The following is a 17,023-nucleotide window of genomic DNA, read 5'->3' as shown; positions in this document are numbered from 1 at the left end:
GCTATCATAAGCGCCTGTGTTGTAAGTGTCTAATGGGCTGAAAGCTCACTCTCCGTCACCCATTTATGATTTTTGACAGACTCCCCTCCTGTAGTCGGCGTATAATCTACCATATATACGGTCGTTGGTTCTGCAGAGTCAATGGTAGCCTTAGCCCCATCCATCCCTTTCATATGATCTGCTGTAAGGATAACCTCCGTTCCCGGTGCATAGGGCTCGTTGCCTGCATCTTTAATCTCTTCATGAATAACCCACTTATGATTATTCACTTTTTCTTCTCCAGTGGTTGGAGTATATGAGGCCGTATAAGCAGTAGTCGTATAAGCACCCACAATCGTGGCCGTAGCCCCATTCATGCCTGCCATATGGTCGGCTCGGATAGTCGCTTGGCTACCAACTTTGAAGGCTGGATTTTCCGCTTCTTTTAGTCCGGTAGGAAGCTCACTGGAAGTGGAATGGTTCATATCCGATGTGTCGTGCTGTTGACTGCTGTTTGTCGTGTGCTCCTGGTTCGGCGTGTTACTGTTTCCGCACCCACTCAAAATAATCATGATTGTACCAGCGAGCAAAGCCCATTGCATTCTCATATTTACAGCTCCTTTAGGGTTTTAATTACATATTTTAAATGTACCCCTATGGGGTATATTTAAAACGGAAGTATATGACAAACGTGTGAAGTGTTTTGCTTTCAAGGGGATCTCCTGTTGTGCCCCCTTTTTTGCTATGCAGAAGATGCGTAATTAAATGTTGTTGACAGTGAATAAAAAATCATTGTAATATCTATAAAACGCATCAATTTACTTGGTATTTTGGGCGGTTGTAAACATTCTAACTCACCAAAAGTAGATGATATCAAGGAGCAGGGGGAGACATCAAAATGAAGAAACCATGGATTTCATTTATATTGCTGCTGGGAGCAGTCGTGCTTTTTATTTCAGGTTGCGGCAGCAAGAATACGTCGGACAACGCTGCGGGTGAAGAAAAGAAAACACTGCATATCAGCTTTAATCCCGGTCCATACAGTGATCAGTTTAAGAATGGTGTGGCACCATATTTGGAGAAGAAAGGCTATACGATTACATATAAAGAGTTTACAGACGGTGTTCAGCCCAATGTAGCCGTGGCTAAGGGGGATATTGATGCTAATGTGTTCCAGCACTCGCTCTACCTGGATTCTATGAATAAGCGGGAGAATATTGATCTGATTGGTGCTGTGCAGGTCCCGACTCCTCCAATGGGATTGTACTCCAGCAAGCATACCAGCCTTGACGAAATCAGTGAGGGAGCCCAAATCAACTTGCCCAACGAGCCAGTCAATATGCTGCGTGCGCTGAATATTTTGAAGGAAGTAGGCTGGATTACGTTAAAGGACAATATTGATCCATTGCAAACCTCGGTGAACGACATCACCTCTAATCCGCATCATCTGCAATTTGTTGCTACCGACCCGGCACAGGGGCCACGTGCACTGGAGGATGTTGATTTTGCGGCTATACAAGGGAACTTTGCTGTATCGAATGGAATAAAGCTGACCTCGGCATTAAAGCTTGAAAATATGACAGATCCGTTCACGAACGTGGTCGCTGTGGACAGCAAGAACAAGGATAAGCCCTTCGTCAAAGACATTATTGAAGGATATCATTCAGATGAATTCCAAAAGTACATCCAATCGAATCCTGATTATGAAGGCTACAAACTGCCAAGCTATTTCAAATAATATGGGGTATTATCTTCTGCGGGCTGACGTTGTCAGCCTGTATCTTATGGATAGAAGGTGGAGATGAACGTGATTTTTTCATCCTCTGATCTCGTCAAGGCTCTGCCTGACAACTATTTTAGCGCAATGGATGACAAGGTGAATCTGTATAAAAGTAAGGGAATAGATGTAATCAATTTGGCAGCCGGCAATCCGGATCAGCCGACACCGGCGCATATCATCAGCGCTTTGAAGGAAGCGGTCGATCAACCGATCAATCAGGGTTATCCGCCTTTTCATGGAAAAAAAAGCACGCTGGAGGCTGTCGCCGCGTTCTATAAACGGGAGTATCACGTGGAACTGGATCCTGACCGAGAGATTGCCATATTCAACGGCTCAGCCATAGGCGTAATGGGGATTCCACAGGCGCTATTGAATCCAGGTGATTGGTTATTGACCACCGATCCGGCATATCCCCAATATTATTCCGCTGCTACGCTGGCAAGAGCCCATATTCATACGATTCCGCTTGATGAGAAGCATGGTTTCTTGCCTGATTATACAACCGTGCCGGAAGAAATTGCAGAGCAGGTCAAATTACTCATGATTAATTATCCGAACAATCCGACTGGAGCAGTAGCTACTGCAGATTTCCTGACAAAGACGCTGAATTATGCCGCTCGGTACCAGTTTCCGGTTATGAATGATTTTGCTTACGGTGCTCTTGGATTTGACGGATATAAGCCGATTAGTTTATTGCAAATCCCCGGCGGCAAGGAGTATGGCGTCGAGACGTATACGGCTTCCAAAACGTATAACATGGCTGGATGGCGCTTCGGATTTGCAGTGGGAAATTCGTCCATCATCGGTGCGATCAAGCATTATCATACGCATGCCTACAGCACTGTTTTTGGAGCGGTACAGGATGCGGGAGCTGTGGCATTGCTGGGCACGCAGGAACCGGTACGGGAGCTCGCGGGGTTATATGAGCGGCGCCGTGATGTTCTCATTGCAGCGTTACGAGGTATTGGCTGGGATGTAGCTACTCCTCAAGGGTCTTTTTTTGCCTGGTTCAAGGTGCCAGAAGGGTATACATCGGCTTCCTTTGCAGACTTTTTATTGGACGAGGCGCATGTTGCGGTCGCTCCTGGAGAAGGCTTTGGTCGTGCAGGAGCTTCTCATGTGCGGGTCAGTCTGGTAAACAGTGAGGAAAGGCTGCTGGAGGCGGTGCAGCGCATCGCAGCAACGGGTGTTTTTCAAGGTTAAGCTGGAATACAAGGAATTCATGGAGGGAGCGGGAAAAGAACTTTGAGTATAGCGATTATCGGAGCTATGGAGGAAGAAATAGCAGATTTGAAAGCGCAGATCGAAGGGATAAAGATGACCCAGATTGCGAACGGGATTTTTTATACGGGGCAGCTTGAGGGCAAGGAAGTTATTCTGCTGCAATCAGGAATTGGCAAAGCGAACGCAGCCTCGACTACGGCGCTGTTGATTGAGCGATTTAGCCCGGAGCTTGTCATTAATACCGGATCTGCGGGTGGGCTCGATCCAGCGCTGCATGTTGGCGATGTCGTAGTGGCGACCGAGCTGACTTACAGCGATGTGGACGGAACGGCGTTCGGCTATACCTACGGACAGGTGCCACAGATGCCGGCAAGTTATCCTGTCGATCCAGCGCTGCTTGCTTTTGCGACAGAAGCGCTGGCGGAGACCAGGATTGAGGGGCAGATCGTCAACGGTTTGATTACGACGGCAGACTCTTTTATCTCCCAGGCTGAGCGCGCCCATTTTATCCGTAGCCAGTTTCCAGAAGCGAAAGTGACGGATATGGAAGGGGCCGCGGTCGTTCAGACTGCGTACCAGTTTGGTGTTCCATTTTTGGCTGTCCGTTCTTTGTCTGATCTTGCCGGTGTAGAAGCGGCGGATTCTTTTGACTCCAATCTTGATTTGGCTGCGGCCAACTCGGCAGCAGTGGTTGTGGCTCTTGTAGTTGCATATGATAGAGACAAGCTTTGATATATTCAATGGCACTATTCAGGAACGTTTTTTCTTTGGCTTGCCATGCTGGTTAATGAGAGTTCGAAGTTGTTTCCCGGCTTGGTTCAGCTCCATATCGTTCAACACATAATCGGTGCTGACTTCCCAGGTGCTGCGGTCATTCAGATGAAAAATAAAGACGGGAAAGCGAGGGCGCAGCCATTTGCGGATGGAGGCCCCTTCGAATTCGACTTTAGTGATTGCAGCCCACGGGACAGTTCGAATACCATCGGAAATGCTGTGTTCGTCAAAGATGAACAGGTAGGTATCCTTACGAAGCGTTCTGCTCAAACAAACCATAAGATAGCTACCGAAAAAAGGAAGTCCGACAATGGCGGACGTAATAAAGAAGAAGATTTGTAGAGCCGAGATATCTTCGTCGATAAAAATGAGCAGCAGCAAAAACAGACAAATCAGCACAAACATCAAGCTACCCATGGCCTTCCAAAATGCCAAAGATCTGCGATATACAATTTTATCCACGGAATACCGCCTCGTCGGGAACAAACGCCTGAATGAAATAAGTTATTCGTTCTCTCCAGTCAGCTTCGGTCACACTTTCAATTCGCAGACATGGGGTGGCCTGCATGTTCAGTTCTGTATTTCTTACAATCCACACATCATTCATTCCTTTAAGAACAAATAGCAGATTCGTAACAGAAGGACCATCTTCATCCGTATTCGTGTATATCATCTGGCTCAAATTATCAAGGCTACACTGATTACGATCAAAATCCTCTCGCCAGTCTTGTATTATTTGTTGAGCCGACTCATGAAGCTTCCACGTTGTCATTTGCTGCATGCTGAAGTTGGATGAGGTTAACTCATTCCACTGTTCTTCGGTCAGATCGACGTATCGGCTGTGCGCATTGAAGTTCGAAGCAAGCAGGCCGAACAATTGATCAATGTCATGATGCCAGTCTTCTGGAGAAGACCAGCGAAAGAAATGGAGTTCATTGTGACTGGAGAAATGATAGAGAAAACGTTCATTTCCATGGTGTATCGTTAATGTATTTTGCTTATCCTGTTGCTCCTTGTAGCCACGTAGCATCTGACGACTTTGTACCAGATGAGCTAGCATTTCAACAATGAACTCATCAAATTCGAGCTGTTGTTGCTCGTCATCCCGTTGTTCCATCAGACCCTTGGATATCAGGCTATGCGTTGCAGCATGAAAAAGCAGTTCCCAGCGATCTTCGGTTAGTTCCCCGTAATAAGATTGGAGCAGACCAGAAGCCATATCTTCTGCGCCCAGTGCGGTCAAGGCAAAGCCTAGTTCCTCAAGCGTTAAAATTACCGTTTGTTTATCCATAGTCAGGCTCCTTCTCCATCTGTTAGGTGTATGTCATTTAAATAGTTTGCTGGCCCAACGTATCCCCTTTTCGGCGAATTTGGCGACTTTTCCACCTGCCCAGCTTCCCACCGTACCGCCGACATAAGCACCGACGGCTGCACCGACCGGACCACCGATAGCGCCGCCTACGGCTCCCAAAGCGACAGCACCGCCATAAGTTGCGGCGGTTTTAATCGCTACGTTAGAAGCAGATACAGCCACATCCGTTCCGGTAAGCTTCCCGCTTTTCCATTTTCCAGCCAGACTGATACCCTCGCCCACAATATTCATGGTGGCATTAATAGGGTACAGCTTTTTGGCAATCATGCCGGGAATTTGGCGGGTGGCTATGCCATATCGGCCTTTTTCCACCCCGGCGATGACGTTCCGCGTCCACTGAGGAAAGCTGTTGGCTTTATTGAATCCGAGGCCGAGCTTACCCATTTGAAGCTTTCCAGCTAATCGATCAAAGCCCTTTAACCCCTTCATCACAATACCGGGTTTGGCGAATTGGCGGTTTAGGCTTTTGCCTAAATTACGCATAAAAGCATTGTTACCCTTGCCTTTCACCCATGCCGCATTATGTATAACTGCTCGAGTGGGATTCTTCAGACTTTTCTTGAATTCTACTGTTTTGGTGAGCACAAGTGTGGAAGCCAGACCGCTATATATAGCTGTTCCGGCAAATCCCAGTTGCCCGCGCCATTTATTGGCTTCTGAAATGCTGTTAATGGCTATATCTGCTGGATCGGGTCCTTTTTTCCCGGAAGTTGTCCCTTCACTGCTGCCGATCTGTCCGCTGTGATCTCCTTTATTAATACCCGTGTCTGCTTGGGTATCTGTTTCCTTGAATTTTACTGCAATGGAACGCAGCTCTGTGCTGACAGAACCGACAGTTTGAGTGAAAGCATCCATTTGTCCACGAGCTTTATGAAAATCCTGATAAAAGCGCTGTTGTGTTGTTCCTGCCCAGCTATTTTCCAACATCTGAATATGCTGTGACAGTTGTCCGCAAATTTGTGCCCCCAGCTCACGTGCCTGTGCGAACTGCCTGGAAACCGCCTCTAGTTTCTCAGGAGGAACCATAATTTTAGCCATGATGTCCACCTCGGATGATTAAAATAATTACTTATATTTTAGTGAATCTAGTGGGGGTTAGCAAAAAAAGGAGGGGATTTAAGTGAAAAATAAGTCATTTGTATGAGTTCCTGAGGATTCATAAGGGAGAAAAGTAGGAGTGTTATGATCCGAAGTTCTTATAAGTTATTCATAACGAAAACGAAAAAAGCCCCTCTTTTCAAATGGAGCTTTCCATTAGAAAGAGAGGTCTTCTTGCGTAGAGGCTAATACATGTTTCGCGTCGTATTAATTATTTTAGCGGAATCTGCTTGGACAGCTTTTCAAACTGCTGCAAGTGAGGAGTGACCTTGGCGGTAATTCCTTTAAAATACTTGATGGACGCTTGTCTTTGACGTTCTTTGGTAGCAGTCTCTTCAGGGAACATGGAGTATTCCTTTTGGACAGAGCCATTTTTATAATTTACGGAGAAGAGCTCTCCTTTTTGCCACCTTTGGACCAGATCTTGATTACTGTGCAAGATATTTAACACTTCTTTTCCATTTTTATAAGTGAAGCTGTAGTCTGGATCGGCCACAGCGTGGATTACTTGGTAGCCGTTCTGTAATCCATTGTTCTGAAAAGTACCTACTTGAATCTCGTTCGAACGTACGGTTCCGTCCATTTGCGTCACTTTTTCAGTCTGCGTACCCTTGCCGCTCATCGTGTCATTGTTCCATGTGCCGTTGTATACGATTTTATGATTTTGTCCATCTGCATCCGTGTATTGATTTATATATTTTCCAGTACCTGAACGCTTGCCATTCACAAAATCACCCGAATACTGCTTATATTGGCTCCATTTGATCGTACCACGTCCGTTGGGCTGCCCATTCTCAACCTCTCCATAGTAAGTCGTCTGACCAGATAGCTGAAGCAATTCCCTGGTTGCAGCCGCATTCGCCACAGGTGTACTTACAGACAGCGCTCCAGATATCAGCGATACGGACACCATAATAGGCAGAGACAGATCTTTCCCTTTTTGCCAAAGTTTTTGCATCATGATTTCTCCCCTTTCGAAGCTTTGAAATTCTAAAAAGTTATGTTCAACAACCCAGCACCGTTTTTATACTATTTTGTGCTTGGTGATTTATAGTTTAATATATATTGAGAATTATAGGAAACTGTAAAGTGAAAACAGCTAGTTAGGAGAGAGATTCATGAATTTACCTGAACATGGGAGTGAGGATGTATCTAGCATCCTTGCCGTGGAGTTGGAATATGAACCTGTGAAGACCATAAAAGGAATCCATCAAGTGGAGCCTGATGCTAATATTTATTGGCTGATTGATGTGGAATTCAGCAGACTTTATGAACACACTGCCAGCGCGTTTCCAGGAGAAGGGCACCGTTCATGTGCTTCCTCGGGAGGATGCTGCCCATGCACGTGCAAAAGCGGAAAAACTTAAAGCATTTACAGATCAGGAAGATGAAAGGGAACACGCTGTCATGCTTAGGCTAGTAGCGGATCAAGGCCAATCTTACCGTGGAGCGGATATCTGGGATGTCATGCTGAGCCTCGGAATGGAGTACACTTGCGGAGGATCGCTTTGCAGATTTGATTTTCAGTATGGATGGGGTACGGACCGTGCAGCCGCAAACTGTGTTCGAGACAATGTGGAAAAGTGCCGAATATGCGCGCGCCAGACTTGGCGGGACATTAGTGAATGAACAGGGTCTGCCAGCTATGCCGGAAGATTATCTACATCAGATTCAAGAGATGGAAGATCAATTAAGTGAGTTTGGATTTAAAACAGGCGAGGATGTTGTTGCGTTTCTATTCTAGTTTAGAAAGGAGTGATTTCGTTGTCCAGCAACTCTATTGAGAAGCTAAGAACGATTCTAAAACGTAAAGCTACTATTTTTCATACAGGGGGTCGCAGACCGTCGGGTTCCCTTGAACAGAGCTGGATTGGTAGAGTTACAGTGGCTTTGCCAACGGAGGAACAACCCATTGATGTACAGGGGAATGTTATGGCTCCGATCATGCAATTGTATTTGCCTGCCTTGCCCTTTGTCCCTGAAGCTATGCACAGTGTCAAGCTGTTGACCGTCTTCCTGTCTCCCGATGTACTGGATCATGAGGACATGGAAGGATATATGTGTATTCGTGAGTATACGTCGGTAGAGGATTTGGTTGAAAAAGATTTTGGTCCGGCATTTATGCAAATCAAAGCATTTCCGCTGTTCCCCGAACTTAAAGAGAATGATTATCCGGTCTGGGACGGTGAAGATATCCCTGAGGAATACGGCGATGTTCTCAACCAGATGGACGAGGAGGAACCCGACTATTTTGAGGACATCGTAGAGGAAATATATGCGGTTCACAAAATCGGTGGCTATCCCAGCTTTATTCAACCAGGCATCGACTTTGGCGAGGGCTATGAATTTGTGTTTCAGATTGCCTCAGATGCCAAAGCCCAATTGAATATTGTGGATGGAGGCAGCTTTTATTTTGCCAAGCATCAGAATGAAGGAGTCTGGCGGGGGTACTTTGATTTTTACTAATAGGCTCATTTAGAGAGCAGTCTGGAACCGATCGTTTTGTAGAGCATGGCAACCCAATATACTCGTAGTTTAGAAGCTATCGAAAATGGAGTGAAAAGATATGAATGTTTTAGCAATATGCGGGAACTCGCGTTTTTCAGCGAGGGCTTGCTAAATACAAAGTAATCAATGTAATGCTTATGATCATATCTGTGATCATATTGCTGGCAGCAGGCATCGTTGCGGCGGTGGAATATTTACAACCAGAACGACATTTGCTGCAAGTGCTGGCGAATGCCATGTTTGACCATTGGGTTCCCTCTATCACTTTGCTCAGTGTTGTATTCGTGGGTGTGATCGTTTTTGCCATCATTAGAAATGTTTATGTCAAGCAATTACATACACGCGTGCTAGATCGGGCCTGCAGGCCATTTTCAATCATGTGGACAAATGAGGACAGAGAGCAACTGTAGGAGATTGGCATAATAGCTGAAGGAGTGACAGCAATGAATGACTGGGAATCGGGAATCATTCAGGTCGATGGTGAGCGTGCTATCTACTCATCTTTAACGGAAGATCAGTTGTTAGAGACCACTTGGTATTCGAAATATTTTCATTCTGTAAGAAAGCTAGGGAATGACTACATCTGGTATCATTTCGATCAGGTTTCTTTGCTGTGTCGGCATTTTTTTGTGTCTGTATGCTTTAAGGATACAAACCTAATTGTCGTGGAGATTTCGCTCCAGGGAGATGAATTTCCAACTTCGTGGGATAATTGGTCTGAGGAAGGAGAGAGAAAGCGACAAAGGGAGCATGATCGTTTGTTACAGCAACATTTGTCCGTAAAGCCAAGCTATCGTCAAACAAAGCCTTACCCCTATATGGAATATGAACTGAACTGGGGGAAAATCTCTTCTTATTTTGACCCCCGGTCGGGAAATACGGCCATTGCTTTTAAGTATAAAGATGAATAGTGATCTTACATAAAATACACGACAACCCTGCGCTTTGTGCTGGAGGTGAGGGTGTTGGATGAGTAAGGGAGATGTGTTGTGGATAAAAAGGCGAAAAAAATACTGATGAACACATTCTGGTCCTCTAGCGGCTGGAAGCAGGAGCGGGGATCTTTTTCGGGTGAGGATTTTGAATATGCCAAAAGTAAGGGCTTGATGTTCGATCCGATCACCATTACACATAACGAGATTATAAACAGGCTGCATGAGCTGCACCAGCAAAAGGCTACAAAAGAGCGAGTGGCAGCAGCGTTTTTGCACAGTCTTTCCACGAAAAAGGTTCATTTACGAAGCGCCTTATCGAGCTGGGCATTAACCGCAGGGCTTCCTTTGCACACCTATGGGGAGCGGCCTGTCGTCTTGCCCAATTACAGTAGCTGTGGGGATTGTAATTTTAATAAAATGATGTCCGATAAGGAATACGTCAATAAAGATTTGAATGTACTGAATTTTGAACGAATCAAATGGGGCGGTATTCGTCTGAACCACCTTCTGTATTGCTGGATGGACCTTGAATTGTTCAGTCAAGAAGAGGCTGTTCAGATTTCCGATGAGGATCTGACTATACTTCATAACATGCTCGAAGCTGTTCAGAACTGTGATGCTCAAAGCAGTGCACGTCAATTGGAAAAGCGCTGGAAGGATGTGTTTCCATCCAGTAAAAACGAGCGTGATGTAGTCATGGAGGTGTGGGGATATGCCGGACTGCTGGTTCCACAGGACACGCCTCGTAAACGACAGCACGGCAATCATGATTTTTATTCCGTAGCAGCTTGGCAAGGAGATGACGGATACTCGCAGGAGGCGTTGGACTATTTCTTCGGTACGTTTTTATAGAGAAAGTGAATCGTTATTCCACATCTCGATCATGACGGTTCCTCAAACAACAAACGTTCTTCTTCCCGACTATGGATGGCATTGACAACCAGAAGCGCGTGGAACTGCTGAAGAACTTCAGGCGTAAGCCCTTCTTCACGGATCATGGCTTTGAGCTCTTTTACAATGATTCGGAGCAGATCATGATCCCGTGTAAGTTTGACGACAGCCTCCTGCAGTTCCGGTTTTTTCTCGACCATTTCCTGATAGAATCCTTCCTCTTCTGCATCAGCATGGCTAAGAATGCGGGTTTCCCAATATTCGATCAAGTGGTCGGCAGCCTGGCGCGCCACCTTGAATTCTTTTGCTTCGAGTAATTCCTCTACTTCTCTCGTCTTATCTAGAGCGCCAGATAGCCCGCCTTGATGAATGGCATGATGAGCATGCAGTTGACGTAAAGAAGGTCCTCCCATAACAGTTCATCCTTTCTTTGTACCCTTTTTTTAGTACAGTATAGCATAAGAAAATAGCGTTATTTTTCCGGTTAGGATTTTCCCCCCTAAGGAAAAGGGAACTCCCTAATTGGTTCAATTTCATATAATACTTAGAATGAAGTTAGAAGATAAAACTCAATCTTGGGGGAATGGATGATGAATCGATTAACCGAAATAACAGACATAAAAAAGATTGTGAAAAAAGGATCAAGAGTTTGAAGGGGATGAGCAGATACATACCCAATCAACATGGAGCTTGGGCCATGCTCATTCTTCCATTTTTATTCGGTTTAGCTGCTTCTCGAGGGGAACTCATTCATATCCCCTTATTTGTGTGCTGGTTTTTTATCTACTTATTCAGTTTTCCTGTCCTCCAATGGATCAAAACAGGCAGCAGTGAAAGATACCGCAAACCCGCCGTTGTATACGGAGTGATATTACTTCCTTTGTTAATTTCACTGATATGGTTTGAGCCTGCCTTGATCTGGTATGGGGTTCTTCTATTGCTCTTTTTTATGGCTAATATTTATTTTGCAAAAACGAAAAATGAACGTGCTTTACTCAATGACATTGTTGCAATTCTACTCTTTTGTTCTTTTATATACCCTGTTATTTATATGGGGGGAGGAGAGGATTGGGGAGTAGCAACAGAGCTATTCTTACTTTTGGTGCTTTACTTTATCGGAACTGCTTTGTATGTCAAAACGATCATTCGTGAAAGAAAAAATATACGTTACCATTATGCTTCCATCATCTATCATTTGGTGATTTTGTTGTTTGCTACTTGGTTAAAGTTACCTCTGTTTGTTCCTTTTTTGATTTTTTTGATACGGGCCATATGGCTTCCTAAACTTGGATTAAAGGCAAAACAAGTTGGCATGGCGGAAATTGGATTTTCAATGATGCTCTATGTTTTTGTGTTGTTTTTATACTTCTAAAAGGAGAGACATCAATGATATCTTTGAAAACGCCGCGTGATTATCATACAGATCCGTTTATAGTCATCTGGGAGGTTACACGAGCTTGTGCTTTAAAGTGTCTTCACTGTAGAGCGGAAGCTCAGTACAAACCTGATCCTCGCCAGCTGACACTAGAAGAAGGTAAGAAGCTGATAGATCAAATCGCTGAAATGAATCATCCGTTGGTTGTGTTTACAGGCGGAGATCCTTTGATGCGTCCTGATCTGTTTGAACTGGCTCGATATGCAATTGAAGAGAAAAATCTGTCGGTTTCGATGACCCCCAGTGCCACACCTAAAGTGACACGAGCAGCGGTAGAAAAAGCAAAGCAAGTTGGGTTATCGCGGTGGGCGTTTAGTCTGGACGGTTCATGTGCAGACATTCACGATCATTTTCGGGGTACGGTGGGTTCTTACGATACAACCATGCGAGGAATTGGTTATTTAAAGGAACTGAATATCCCTATTCAAGTGAACACTACGGTGTCCCGGTACAACCTCCATGATCTGGAGCAAATTGCAGAAAGGGTAAAGGAAATGCAGGCCGTGTTATGGAGTTTATTTTTCCTTGTTCCAACCGGACGTGGCATGGAGAAAGATATGATTACTCCTGATGAGCATGAAGCCGTAATGAAATGGTTGTATCAAATACAGCAACAGATGCCGTACGGTGTGAAGGCTACAGAAGCTCCTCACTACCGGAGGGTCGTACTGCAGCAAAAGCACAAAGCAGGTGAGAGCAGTGTAGCAGACGGACAAAAGAGGGCAGATGTTTTAGGACGTGCTCCTAAAGGCGTAAATGATGGAGATGGATTTGTTTTTATTAGTCATATCGGAGAAGTATACCCGAGCGGTTTTCTGCCTCTTATGTGCGGGAATGTACGAAACGATAGCCTGGCAGATATTTATCGCAACTCTCCGATCATGATGAATCTTAGAGATAAGTCCCTACTTAAAGGTAAATGTGGAGTCTGTGAATTCAAGGCCATCTGTGGGGGCTCCAGAGCAAGGGCTTTTGCAATAACAGGAGACTATTTGGAGAGTGACCCTTATTGCGCTTATATACCCGGGGTTGGAGAGGAAAAGTGTTTTCATGAAAAATAGTTCTAAAAAAGTCGTTATTCTCGGTGGAGGAATAAGTGGTTTAAGTGCTGCCTTTTATGTGAAAAAGCTGGCTGAGGATCGGCAGCTTGAAGTGGAGATTACACTGGTGGAGAAAAGTGAACGTCTGGGAGGAAAGCTGCAAACCGTTCGCCAAAACGATTTTATGATCGAAAAAGGACCGGATGCTTTCTTGGCCAGAAAGACGGCAATATTGGATCTGACCATGGAGTTGGGGCTGGAAGCAGAGTTGGTATCGACAAACCCGAAAGCCAAATCTGCTTGCATTTTGCATAAGGGCAAACTTCATACGATGCCGATGGGCTTCATTCTGGGCATCCCAACAAAGCTGACTCCTTTCATTCGGACAGGACTTATTTCTCCACTGGGAAAAGCACGGGCAGCCTTGGATTTAATCATTCCTGCGAAGAAAGGTGATGCGGACGAATCACTAGGTGATTTTATCAAACGGCGTCTCGGCAAAGAAGTTCTGGATCAGATTACAGAACCTCTGTTGTCTGGAATTTACGCTGGGGATACTCATTCTCTGAGCCTTATGTCAACTTTCCCTCAATTTAAACTAATGGAACAAAAGTATGGAAGTTTGATTAAGGGTATGTCTAAAGGGGCGGGAAGAAAGCCAGCAGTACAAGACAAACTGCCGGATATCGCTAAGAAAAGTATGTTTCTTTCTTATCGGCTAGGATTATCTACGATCGTGGAGCGGCTAAAGGAAAGGCTGGATACCGTACGTTTTGTTATGGGGCAAGGTGTAGTTGAAGTAAGGAAGGCAAGCGGTTATCAGGTCATTTTAGAACACGGACAAAAAATAGATGCGGATGCGGTGATCTGCGCTGTTCCAGCTTTTGAAGCGGCTACATTATTTTCCGGCGTTGCAAGCGCTAGCTGGTTACACAAGATTCACTATGTTTCCGTAGCCAATATTGCTCTTGCTTATAAAAACACAGATCTTAATTTTGCTTTTGAGGGAACGGGATTTCTAGTCCCTCGCAAAGAAGGCAAAAAGATTACAGCATGTACTTGGTCTTCGACGAAGTGGAGCCATACTGCTCCTGAAGGATATACGCTTTTACGGACCTACATCGGACATGCAGGCGCACAGGATTGGATTCAGATGACAGACGATCAACTTGTGGATGCCGCGCGCAAAGATTTGAAAGATTTAATGGGCCTGGAAGCGGAACCGGAATTCGTTGAAGTCAGTAGGTGTGATCGATCGATGCCGCAATATCCGATTGGACACAAAGAGCATATGGCGAAGATGAGACAGGACTTCGCACAGTATTTACCGGGTGTTTTTCTATGCGGTGCCGGCTATGGGGGCGTTGGAATTCCAGATTGTATCGCTCAAGGGAAAGAAGCGGCTGAACAGTTGCTTTCTGATTTGTTATAATCAGGCTCTTTCCACTAGTGAAAGAGGGAACCCCCTGATTGGTTCAGCTTTAAGGGAGACGTAGAATGAACGTTGAGTATAAAATCGAAGTAAAATGGAGGAATGGAAGATGAGCCAGTTAACGGAAGAAACATGGGTGGCGGACATCGTGAAAGCAGTACCCAAAACGGGAGATCTGTTCCGCAAACTGAGAATTGATTTCTGCTGTGGAGGGAAAATATCGCTCCGTGAAGCAGCAGCCAATCGAGGCCTCCACGCTGGTGAACTGCTGACGCAGATACATGAAGTGGAAGAAAAGCAGGCACAGCATAAGCAAATGCAACCTCCTTCACTCGAACCAAAAGAACTAATCGCCTATATTCAAAATGAGTATCATACGAAGCTTCGGGAAGAACTATCGGCCTTAACGCCGTATGTAACCAAACTAACGCGGGTTCACGGTGAACGTTATTCGCATCTCAAGCGAGTTAATGAACTGTTCACCTTGCTTAAACAGGAATTATCGGAACATATTCAAAATGAGGAGGACCTTGTGTTTCCGATGATTGAAGCATTTTTACAAGAATCAACAGTGGAACGAGCAGATGAGTTGAATCCAATTTTGTCCAAGTTGCAAGACGAGCATCAAACGGTGGTGGAATTCCTGAAGGAAATGCGCTTGATCACAAACGGCTTTGAGCCGATGCAGGAAGCTTGTGGTACGCACCGACTCGTATTGAAGCGGTTAGAAGACCTGGAAGCAGATATTTTTAATCATATTCTTCTTGAAAATTGTACACTGATCGAACGTACGAGACAGGCACAGCTAATAGCGAAACCGATTAATTGATGATGAACTAACATGAGGAGCCGAACCAAATGCATAAATTAATTAAAAGTAGCACTGTTTTCGTTTTGGTTATGTCCATCATTTTATTATTATCAGGATGCGGTACGAAACAACAACTAGATTCAAATGTTAGCAGTTCGGATCAGAACGGATCTTCCAGCCAGACATCTTCGAAAACGGCTGAAACTATTGAGCTTACCATATCCGCAGCAGCAAGTTTAACGGATGCGCTCAAAGAAATTCAGCATTCATACGAATCAACCCATACAGGCATCAAATTGAATTTTAACTTCGGCGGCTCTGGTGCGTTGGAAAAACAAATTGAGCAAGGAGCGCCGTCGGATTTGTTTTTGTCCGCTTCGACCAAAAACATGAAGTCCCTTGTTGATCAGCAGTTAATAGATACGAAAAAACAAAAAACGTGGCTGACGAACGAATTGGTCGCGGTTATCCCAGCAGACGGGGCGATGAACATCGCGAGTGTAACCGATTTAACAAAAAAAGAAGTGAAGAAAGTTGCAATCGGAATTCCTGAAAGTGTTCCTGCGGGCAACTACGCACAGGAAGCGCTGACGAAAGCGAAGCTTTGGGACACGTTACAGAGCAAGCTGGTTCAAGCGAAAGACGTTAGACAAGTGCTGCAATATGTGGAAACTGGGAATGCAGATGTCGGATTTGTATATAAAACAGATGCATTGACTTCACAAAAGGCAAAAATCGCCTTTGAGGTGAATCCCAAAACCTATTCACTTGTTGAGTTTCCCATCGGGATTGTTAAAGCTACAAAGCACATTCAAGAAGCCGAAGACTTTTATGCATACTTACAATCGCAAGAATCTCTGAATATTATGGATAAGTATGGATTTACCATACCGAAGTGAGCATGCAAGATATAGATTGGAATGAATATTGGCCTCCTATCCGATTATCATTGCAGGTTGCACTGTTATCCAGCGTTCTGGTAATCATATTAGGCTTGCTTGTGGCATGGTCAATGTCGCGGTTGGGATTATTTAAAGGGAAAACGGTTGTTGAAACCGTGCTTATGCTGCCCTTGGTACTCCCACCGACGGTTGTTGGTTTTTTACTGCTCATATTACTTGGACGAAAAAGCGGGTTCGGACGGTTTGTGGAGCAATGGTTTGGCGAGCCTATTATATTCTCGTGGTGGGCAGGGGTTATAGCAGCGGTGGTAGTAGCTTTTCCTCTAGTCTATCGGACGCTGAGAATGGGATTGTCTTCTGTTGACCGGGACTTGGAAAACGCGGGACGTTCGATGGGCGCAAGTGAATGGCAGGTTTTTCGATACATCACCTTCCCTTTAATTTTTCCTTCTTTTAAAGCTGCCTTCATACTCGGTTTTGCCCGCGGCCTGGGCGAATTTGGTGCTACGCTGATGATTGCCGGAAATATTCCGGGTAAAACACAAACGATTCCGACGGCCATTTATATTGCAGTGGATGCTGGTCATCTTCCTATGGCGTGGGCGTGGACATGCTCTATCATACTCATTTCTTTTATCATGCTCCTGTTAACGGGTCAAAAGAACAATTAATTACTTCATACAAGCTTCCCTTTAGCAGGGGGAGGCTTTTTTGTATCTTTCCATAGAACGAGGGATTTCCTGTAGCGCTATAGGACATTCCCTAATGGGAACAGAGATGAATGAATTACATAATGAGAGTAAGCGAATGAGTCTTCCCTTGGAACTTGCGTTGGGATGATT

21 protein-coding genes are annotated in these 17,023 nt (G+C 45.0%); 15 read left to right on the top strand and 6 right to left on the bottom strand.

All coding sequences use genetic code 11. The annotated features are described in order from the left end of the window. Positions 1-29 precede the first annotated feature (29 nt). Entirely contained in the window at positions 30-587 is a 558-nt protein-coding gene (locus ACYCSE_RS01630) for a YdhK family protein (RefSeq protein WP_459701030.1), read from the bottom strand. A 290-nt stretch (positions 588-877) separates the two neighbouring features. Here ACYCSE_RS01630 and ACYCSE_RS01625 point away from each other — a divergent pair, with 290 nt between their 5' ends. The 3 genes from ACYCSE_RS01625 to ACYCSE_RS01615 all read left to right on the top strand — a co-directional run bounded on the left by ACYCSE_RS01625 (position 878) and on the right by ACYCSE_RS01615 (position 3,715). After that, positions 878-1,717 carry a MetQ/NlpA family ABC transporter substrate-binding protein gene (locus tag ACYCSE_RS01625; protein WP_235309047.1) on the top strand — a complete coding sequence of 280 codons (840 nt, stop codon included), beginning with the start codon at positions 878-880 and terminating at the stop codon, positions 1,715-1,717. A 69-nt stretch (positions 1,718-1,786) separates the two neighbouring features. Further along, the gene (locus ACYCSE_RS01620; protein ID WP_459701027.1) at positions 1,787-2,962 is read left to right on the top strand and encodes an aminotransferase class I/II-fold pyridoxal phosphate-dependent enzyme; all 1,176 of its coding nucleotides are present in this window, start codon (positions 1,787-1,789) and stop codon (positions 2,960-2,962) included. Between the two features lie 42 nt (positions 2,963-3,004). Beyond that, positions 3,005-3,715: a 5'-methylthioadenosine/adenosylhomocysteine nucleosidase gene (locus ACYCSE_RS01615; protein ID WP_459701025.1), complete on the top strand. Its 711-nt coding sequence runs from the start codon at positions 3,005-3,007 to the stop codon at positions 3,713-3,715. 18 nt (positions 3,716-3,733) lie between these two features. Here the strand turns inward: ACYCSE_RS01615 and ACYCSE_RS01610 are convergent, their stop codons facing one another. From ACYCSE_RS01610 to ACYCSE_RS01595, 4 genes are all read right to left on the bottom strand, one after another. After that, entirely contained in the window at positions 3,734-4,219 is a 486-nt protein-coding gene (locus ACYCSE_RS01610; protein ID WP_459701023.1) for a DUF5381 family protein, read from the bottom strand. Next, entirely contained in the window at positions 4,212-5,048 is an 837-nt protein-coding gene (locus ACYCSE_RS01605) for a hypothetical protein (protein WP_250260773.1), read from the bottom strand. Before ACYCSE_RS01605 ends, ACYCSE_RS01610 begins: the two co-directional genes overlap by 8 nt. 33 nt (positions 5,049-5,081) lie before the next feature. After that, positions 5,082-6,167: a WXG100 family type VII secretion target gene (locus ACYCSE_RS01600; RefSeq protein WP_069290106.1), complete on the bottom strand. Its 1,086-nt coding sequence runs from the start codon at positions 6,165-6,167 to the stop codon at positions 5,082-5,084. Between the two features lie 271 nt (positions 6,168-6,438). Continuing rightward, positions 6,439-7,185 carry an MORN repeat-containing protein gene (locus tag ACYCSE_RS01595; RefSeq protein WP_459702460.1) on the bottom strand — a complete coding sequence of 249 codons (747 nt, stop codon included), beginning with the start codon at positions 7,183-7,185 and terminating at the stop codon, positions 6,439-6,441. Positions 7,186-7,496: 311 nt separating this feature from the next. On the opposite strand from ACYCSE_RS01595, the gene ACYCSE_RS01590 reads away from it, so the two are divergent. The 6 genes from ACYCSE_RS01590 to ACYCSE_RS01565 all read left to right on the top strand — a co-directional run bounded on the left by ACYCSE_RS01590 (position 7,497) and on the right by ACYCSE_RS01565 (position 10,522). Further along, complete coding sequence (locus ACYCSE_RS01590) at positions 7,497-7,856, top strand: hypothetical protein (protein ID WP_459701020.1); 360 nt, start codon at positions 7,497-7,499, stop codon at positions 7,854-7,856. Then, positions 7,849-7,971, top strand: a complete 123-nt coding sequence (locus tag ACYCSE_RS01585; RefSeq protein WP_459701018.1) for a hypothetical protein — start codon at positions 7,849-7,851, stop codon at positions 7,969-7,971. The genes ACYCSE_RS01590 and ACYCSE_RS01585 overlap by 8 nt, the downstream gene beginning before the upstream one ends. 20 nt (positions 7,972-7,991) lie before the next feature. After that, on the top strand, positions 7,992-8,693 hold the full coding sequence (locus ACYCSE_RS01580; protein ID WP_250266407.1) for a DUF1963 domain-containing protein: 702 nt from the start codon (positions 7,992-7,994) through the stop codon (positions 8,691-8,693). Between the two features lie 173 nt (positions 8,694-8,866). Further along, positions 8,867-9,145, top strand: a complete 279-nt coding sequence (locus tag ACYCSE_RS01575) for a DUF6097 family protein (RefSeq protein WP_459701015.1) — start codon at positions 8,867-8,869, stop codon at positions 9,143-9,145. 33 nt (positions 9,146-9,178) lie between these two features. Further along, positions 9,179-9,646 carry a hypothetical protein gene (locus ACYCSE_RS01570; protein WP_039274394.1) on the top strand — a complete coding sequence of 156 codons (468 nt, stop codon included), beginning with the start codon at positions 9,179-9,181 and terminating at the stop codon, positions 9,644-9,646. A 78-nt stretch (positions 9,647-9,724) separates the two neighbouring features. Continuing rightward, complete coding sequence (locus ACYCSE_RS01565) at positions 9,725-10,522, top strand: hypothetical protein (RefSeq protein ID WP_459701013.1); 798 nt, start codon at positions 9,725-9,727, stop codon at positions 10,520-10,522. Between the two features lie 29 nt (positions 10,523-10,551). Here the strand turns inward: ACYCSE_RS01565 and ACYCSE_RS01560 are convergent, their stop codons facing one another. After that, entirely contained in the window at positions 10,552-10,974 is a 423-nt protein-coding gene (locus ACYCSE_RS01560) for a hemerythrin domain-containing protein (protein WP_025718091.1), read from the bottom strand. 170 nt (positions 10,975-11,144) lie between these two features. On the opposite strand from ACYCSE_RS01560, the gene ACYCSE_RS01555 reads away from it, so the two are divergent. The 6 genes from ACYCSE_RS01555 to modB all read left to right on the top strand — a co-directional run bounded on the left by ACYCSE_RS01555 (position 11,145) and on the right by modB (position 16,852). After that, positions 11,145-11,933, top strand: coding sequence for a YwiC-like family protein (locus ACYCSE_RS01555; RefSeq protein WP_459701011.1), 789 nt, complete (start codon positions 11,145-11,147; stop codon positions 11,931-11,933). A 14-nt stretch (positions 11,934-11,947) separates the two neighbouring features. Further along, positions 11,948-13,057, top strand: a complete 1,110-nt coding sequence (locus ACYCSE_RS01550; RefSeq protein ID WP_459701009.1) for a TIGR04053 family radical SAM/SPASM domain-containing protein — start codon at positions 11,948-11,950, stop codon at positions 13,055-13,057. Next, positions 13,047-14,468, top strand: coding sequence for a protoporphyrinogen oxidase (gene hemG, locus ACYCSE_RS01545; RefSeq protein WP_459701007.1), 1,422 nt, complete (start codon positions 13,047-13,049; stop codon positions 14,466-14,468). Before ACYCSE_RS01550 ends, hemG begins: the two co-directional genes overlap by 11 nt. A 109-nt stretch (positions 14,469-14,577) precedes the next feature. Next, positions 14,578-15,297 (top strand): iron-sulfur cluster repair di-iron protein, encoded by a 720-nt coding sequence (gene ric, locus ACYCSE_RS01540; RefSeq protein ID WP_341163502.1) that lies wholly within the window; start codon positions 14,578-14,580, stop codon positions 15,295-15,297. Positions 15,298-15,326: 29 nt separating this feature from the next. Then, a complete protein-coding gene (gene modA / locus ACYCSE_RS01535; RefSeq protein WP_459701005.1) occupies positions 15,327-16,178 on the top strand; it encodes a molybdate ABC transporter substrate-binding protein in 852 nt (283 codons plus the stop codon). Beyond that, the gene (gene modB / locus ACYCSE_RS01530; RefSeq protein ID WP_028542273.1) at positions 16,175-16,852 is read left to right on the top strand and encodes a molybdate ABC transporter permease subunit; all 678 of its coding nucleotides are present in this window, start codon (positions 16,175-16,177) and stop codon (positions 16,850-16,852) included. The genes modA and modB overlap by 4 nt, the downstream gene beginning before the upstream one ends. Positions 16,853-17,023: the final 171 nt, after the last annotated feature.

This window comes from Paenibacillus sp. SEL1 (assembly GCF_054602535.1).
The sequence above is the reverse complement of the archived record's forward strand: the minus strand, read 5'-3'. Positions and strand labels throughout refer to the sequence as shown.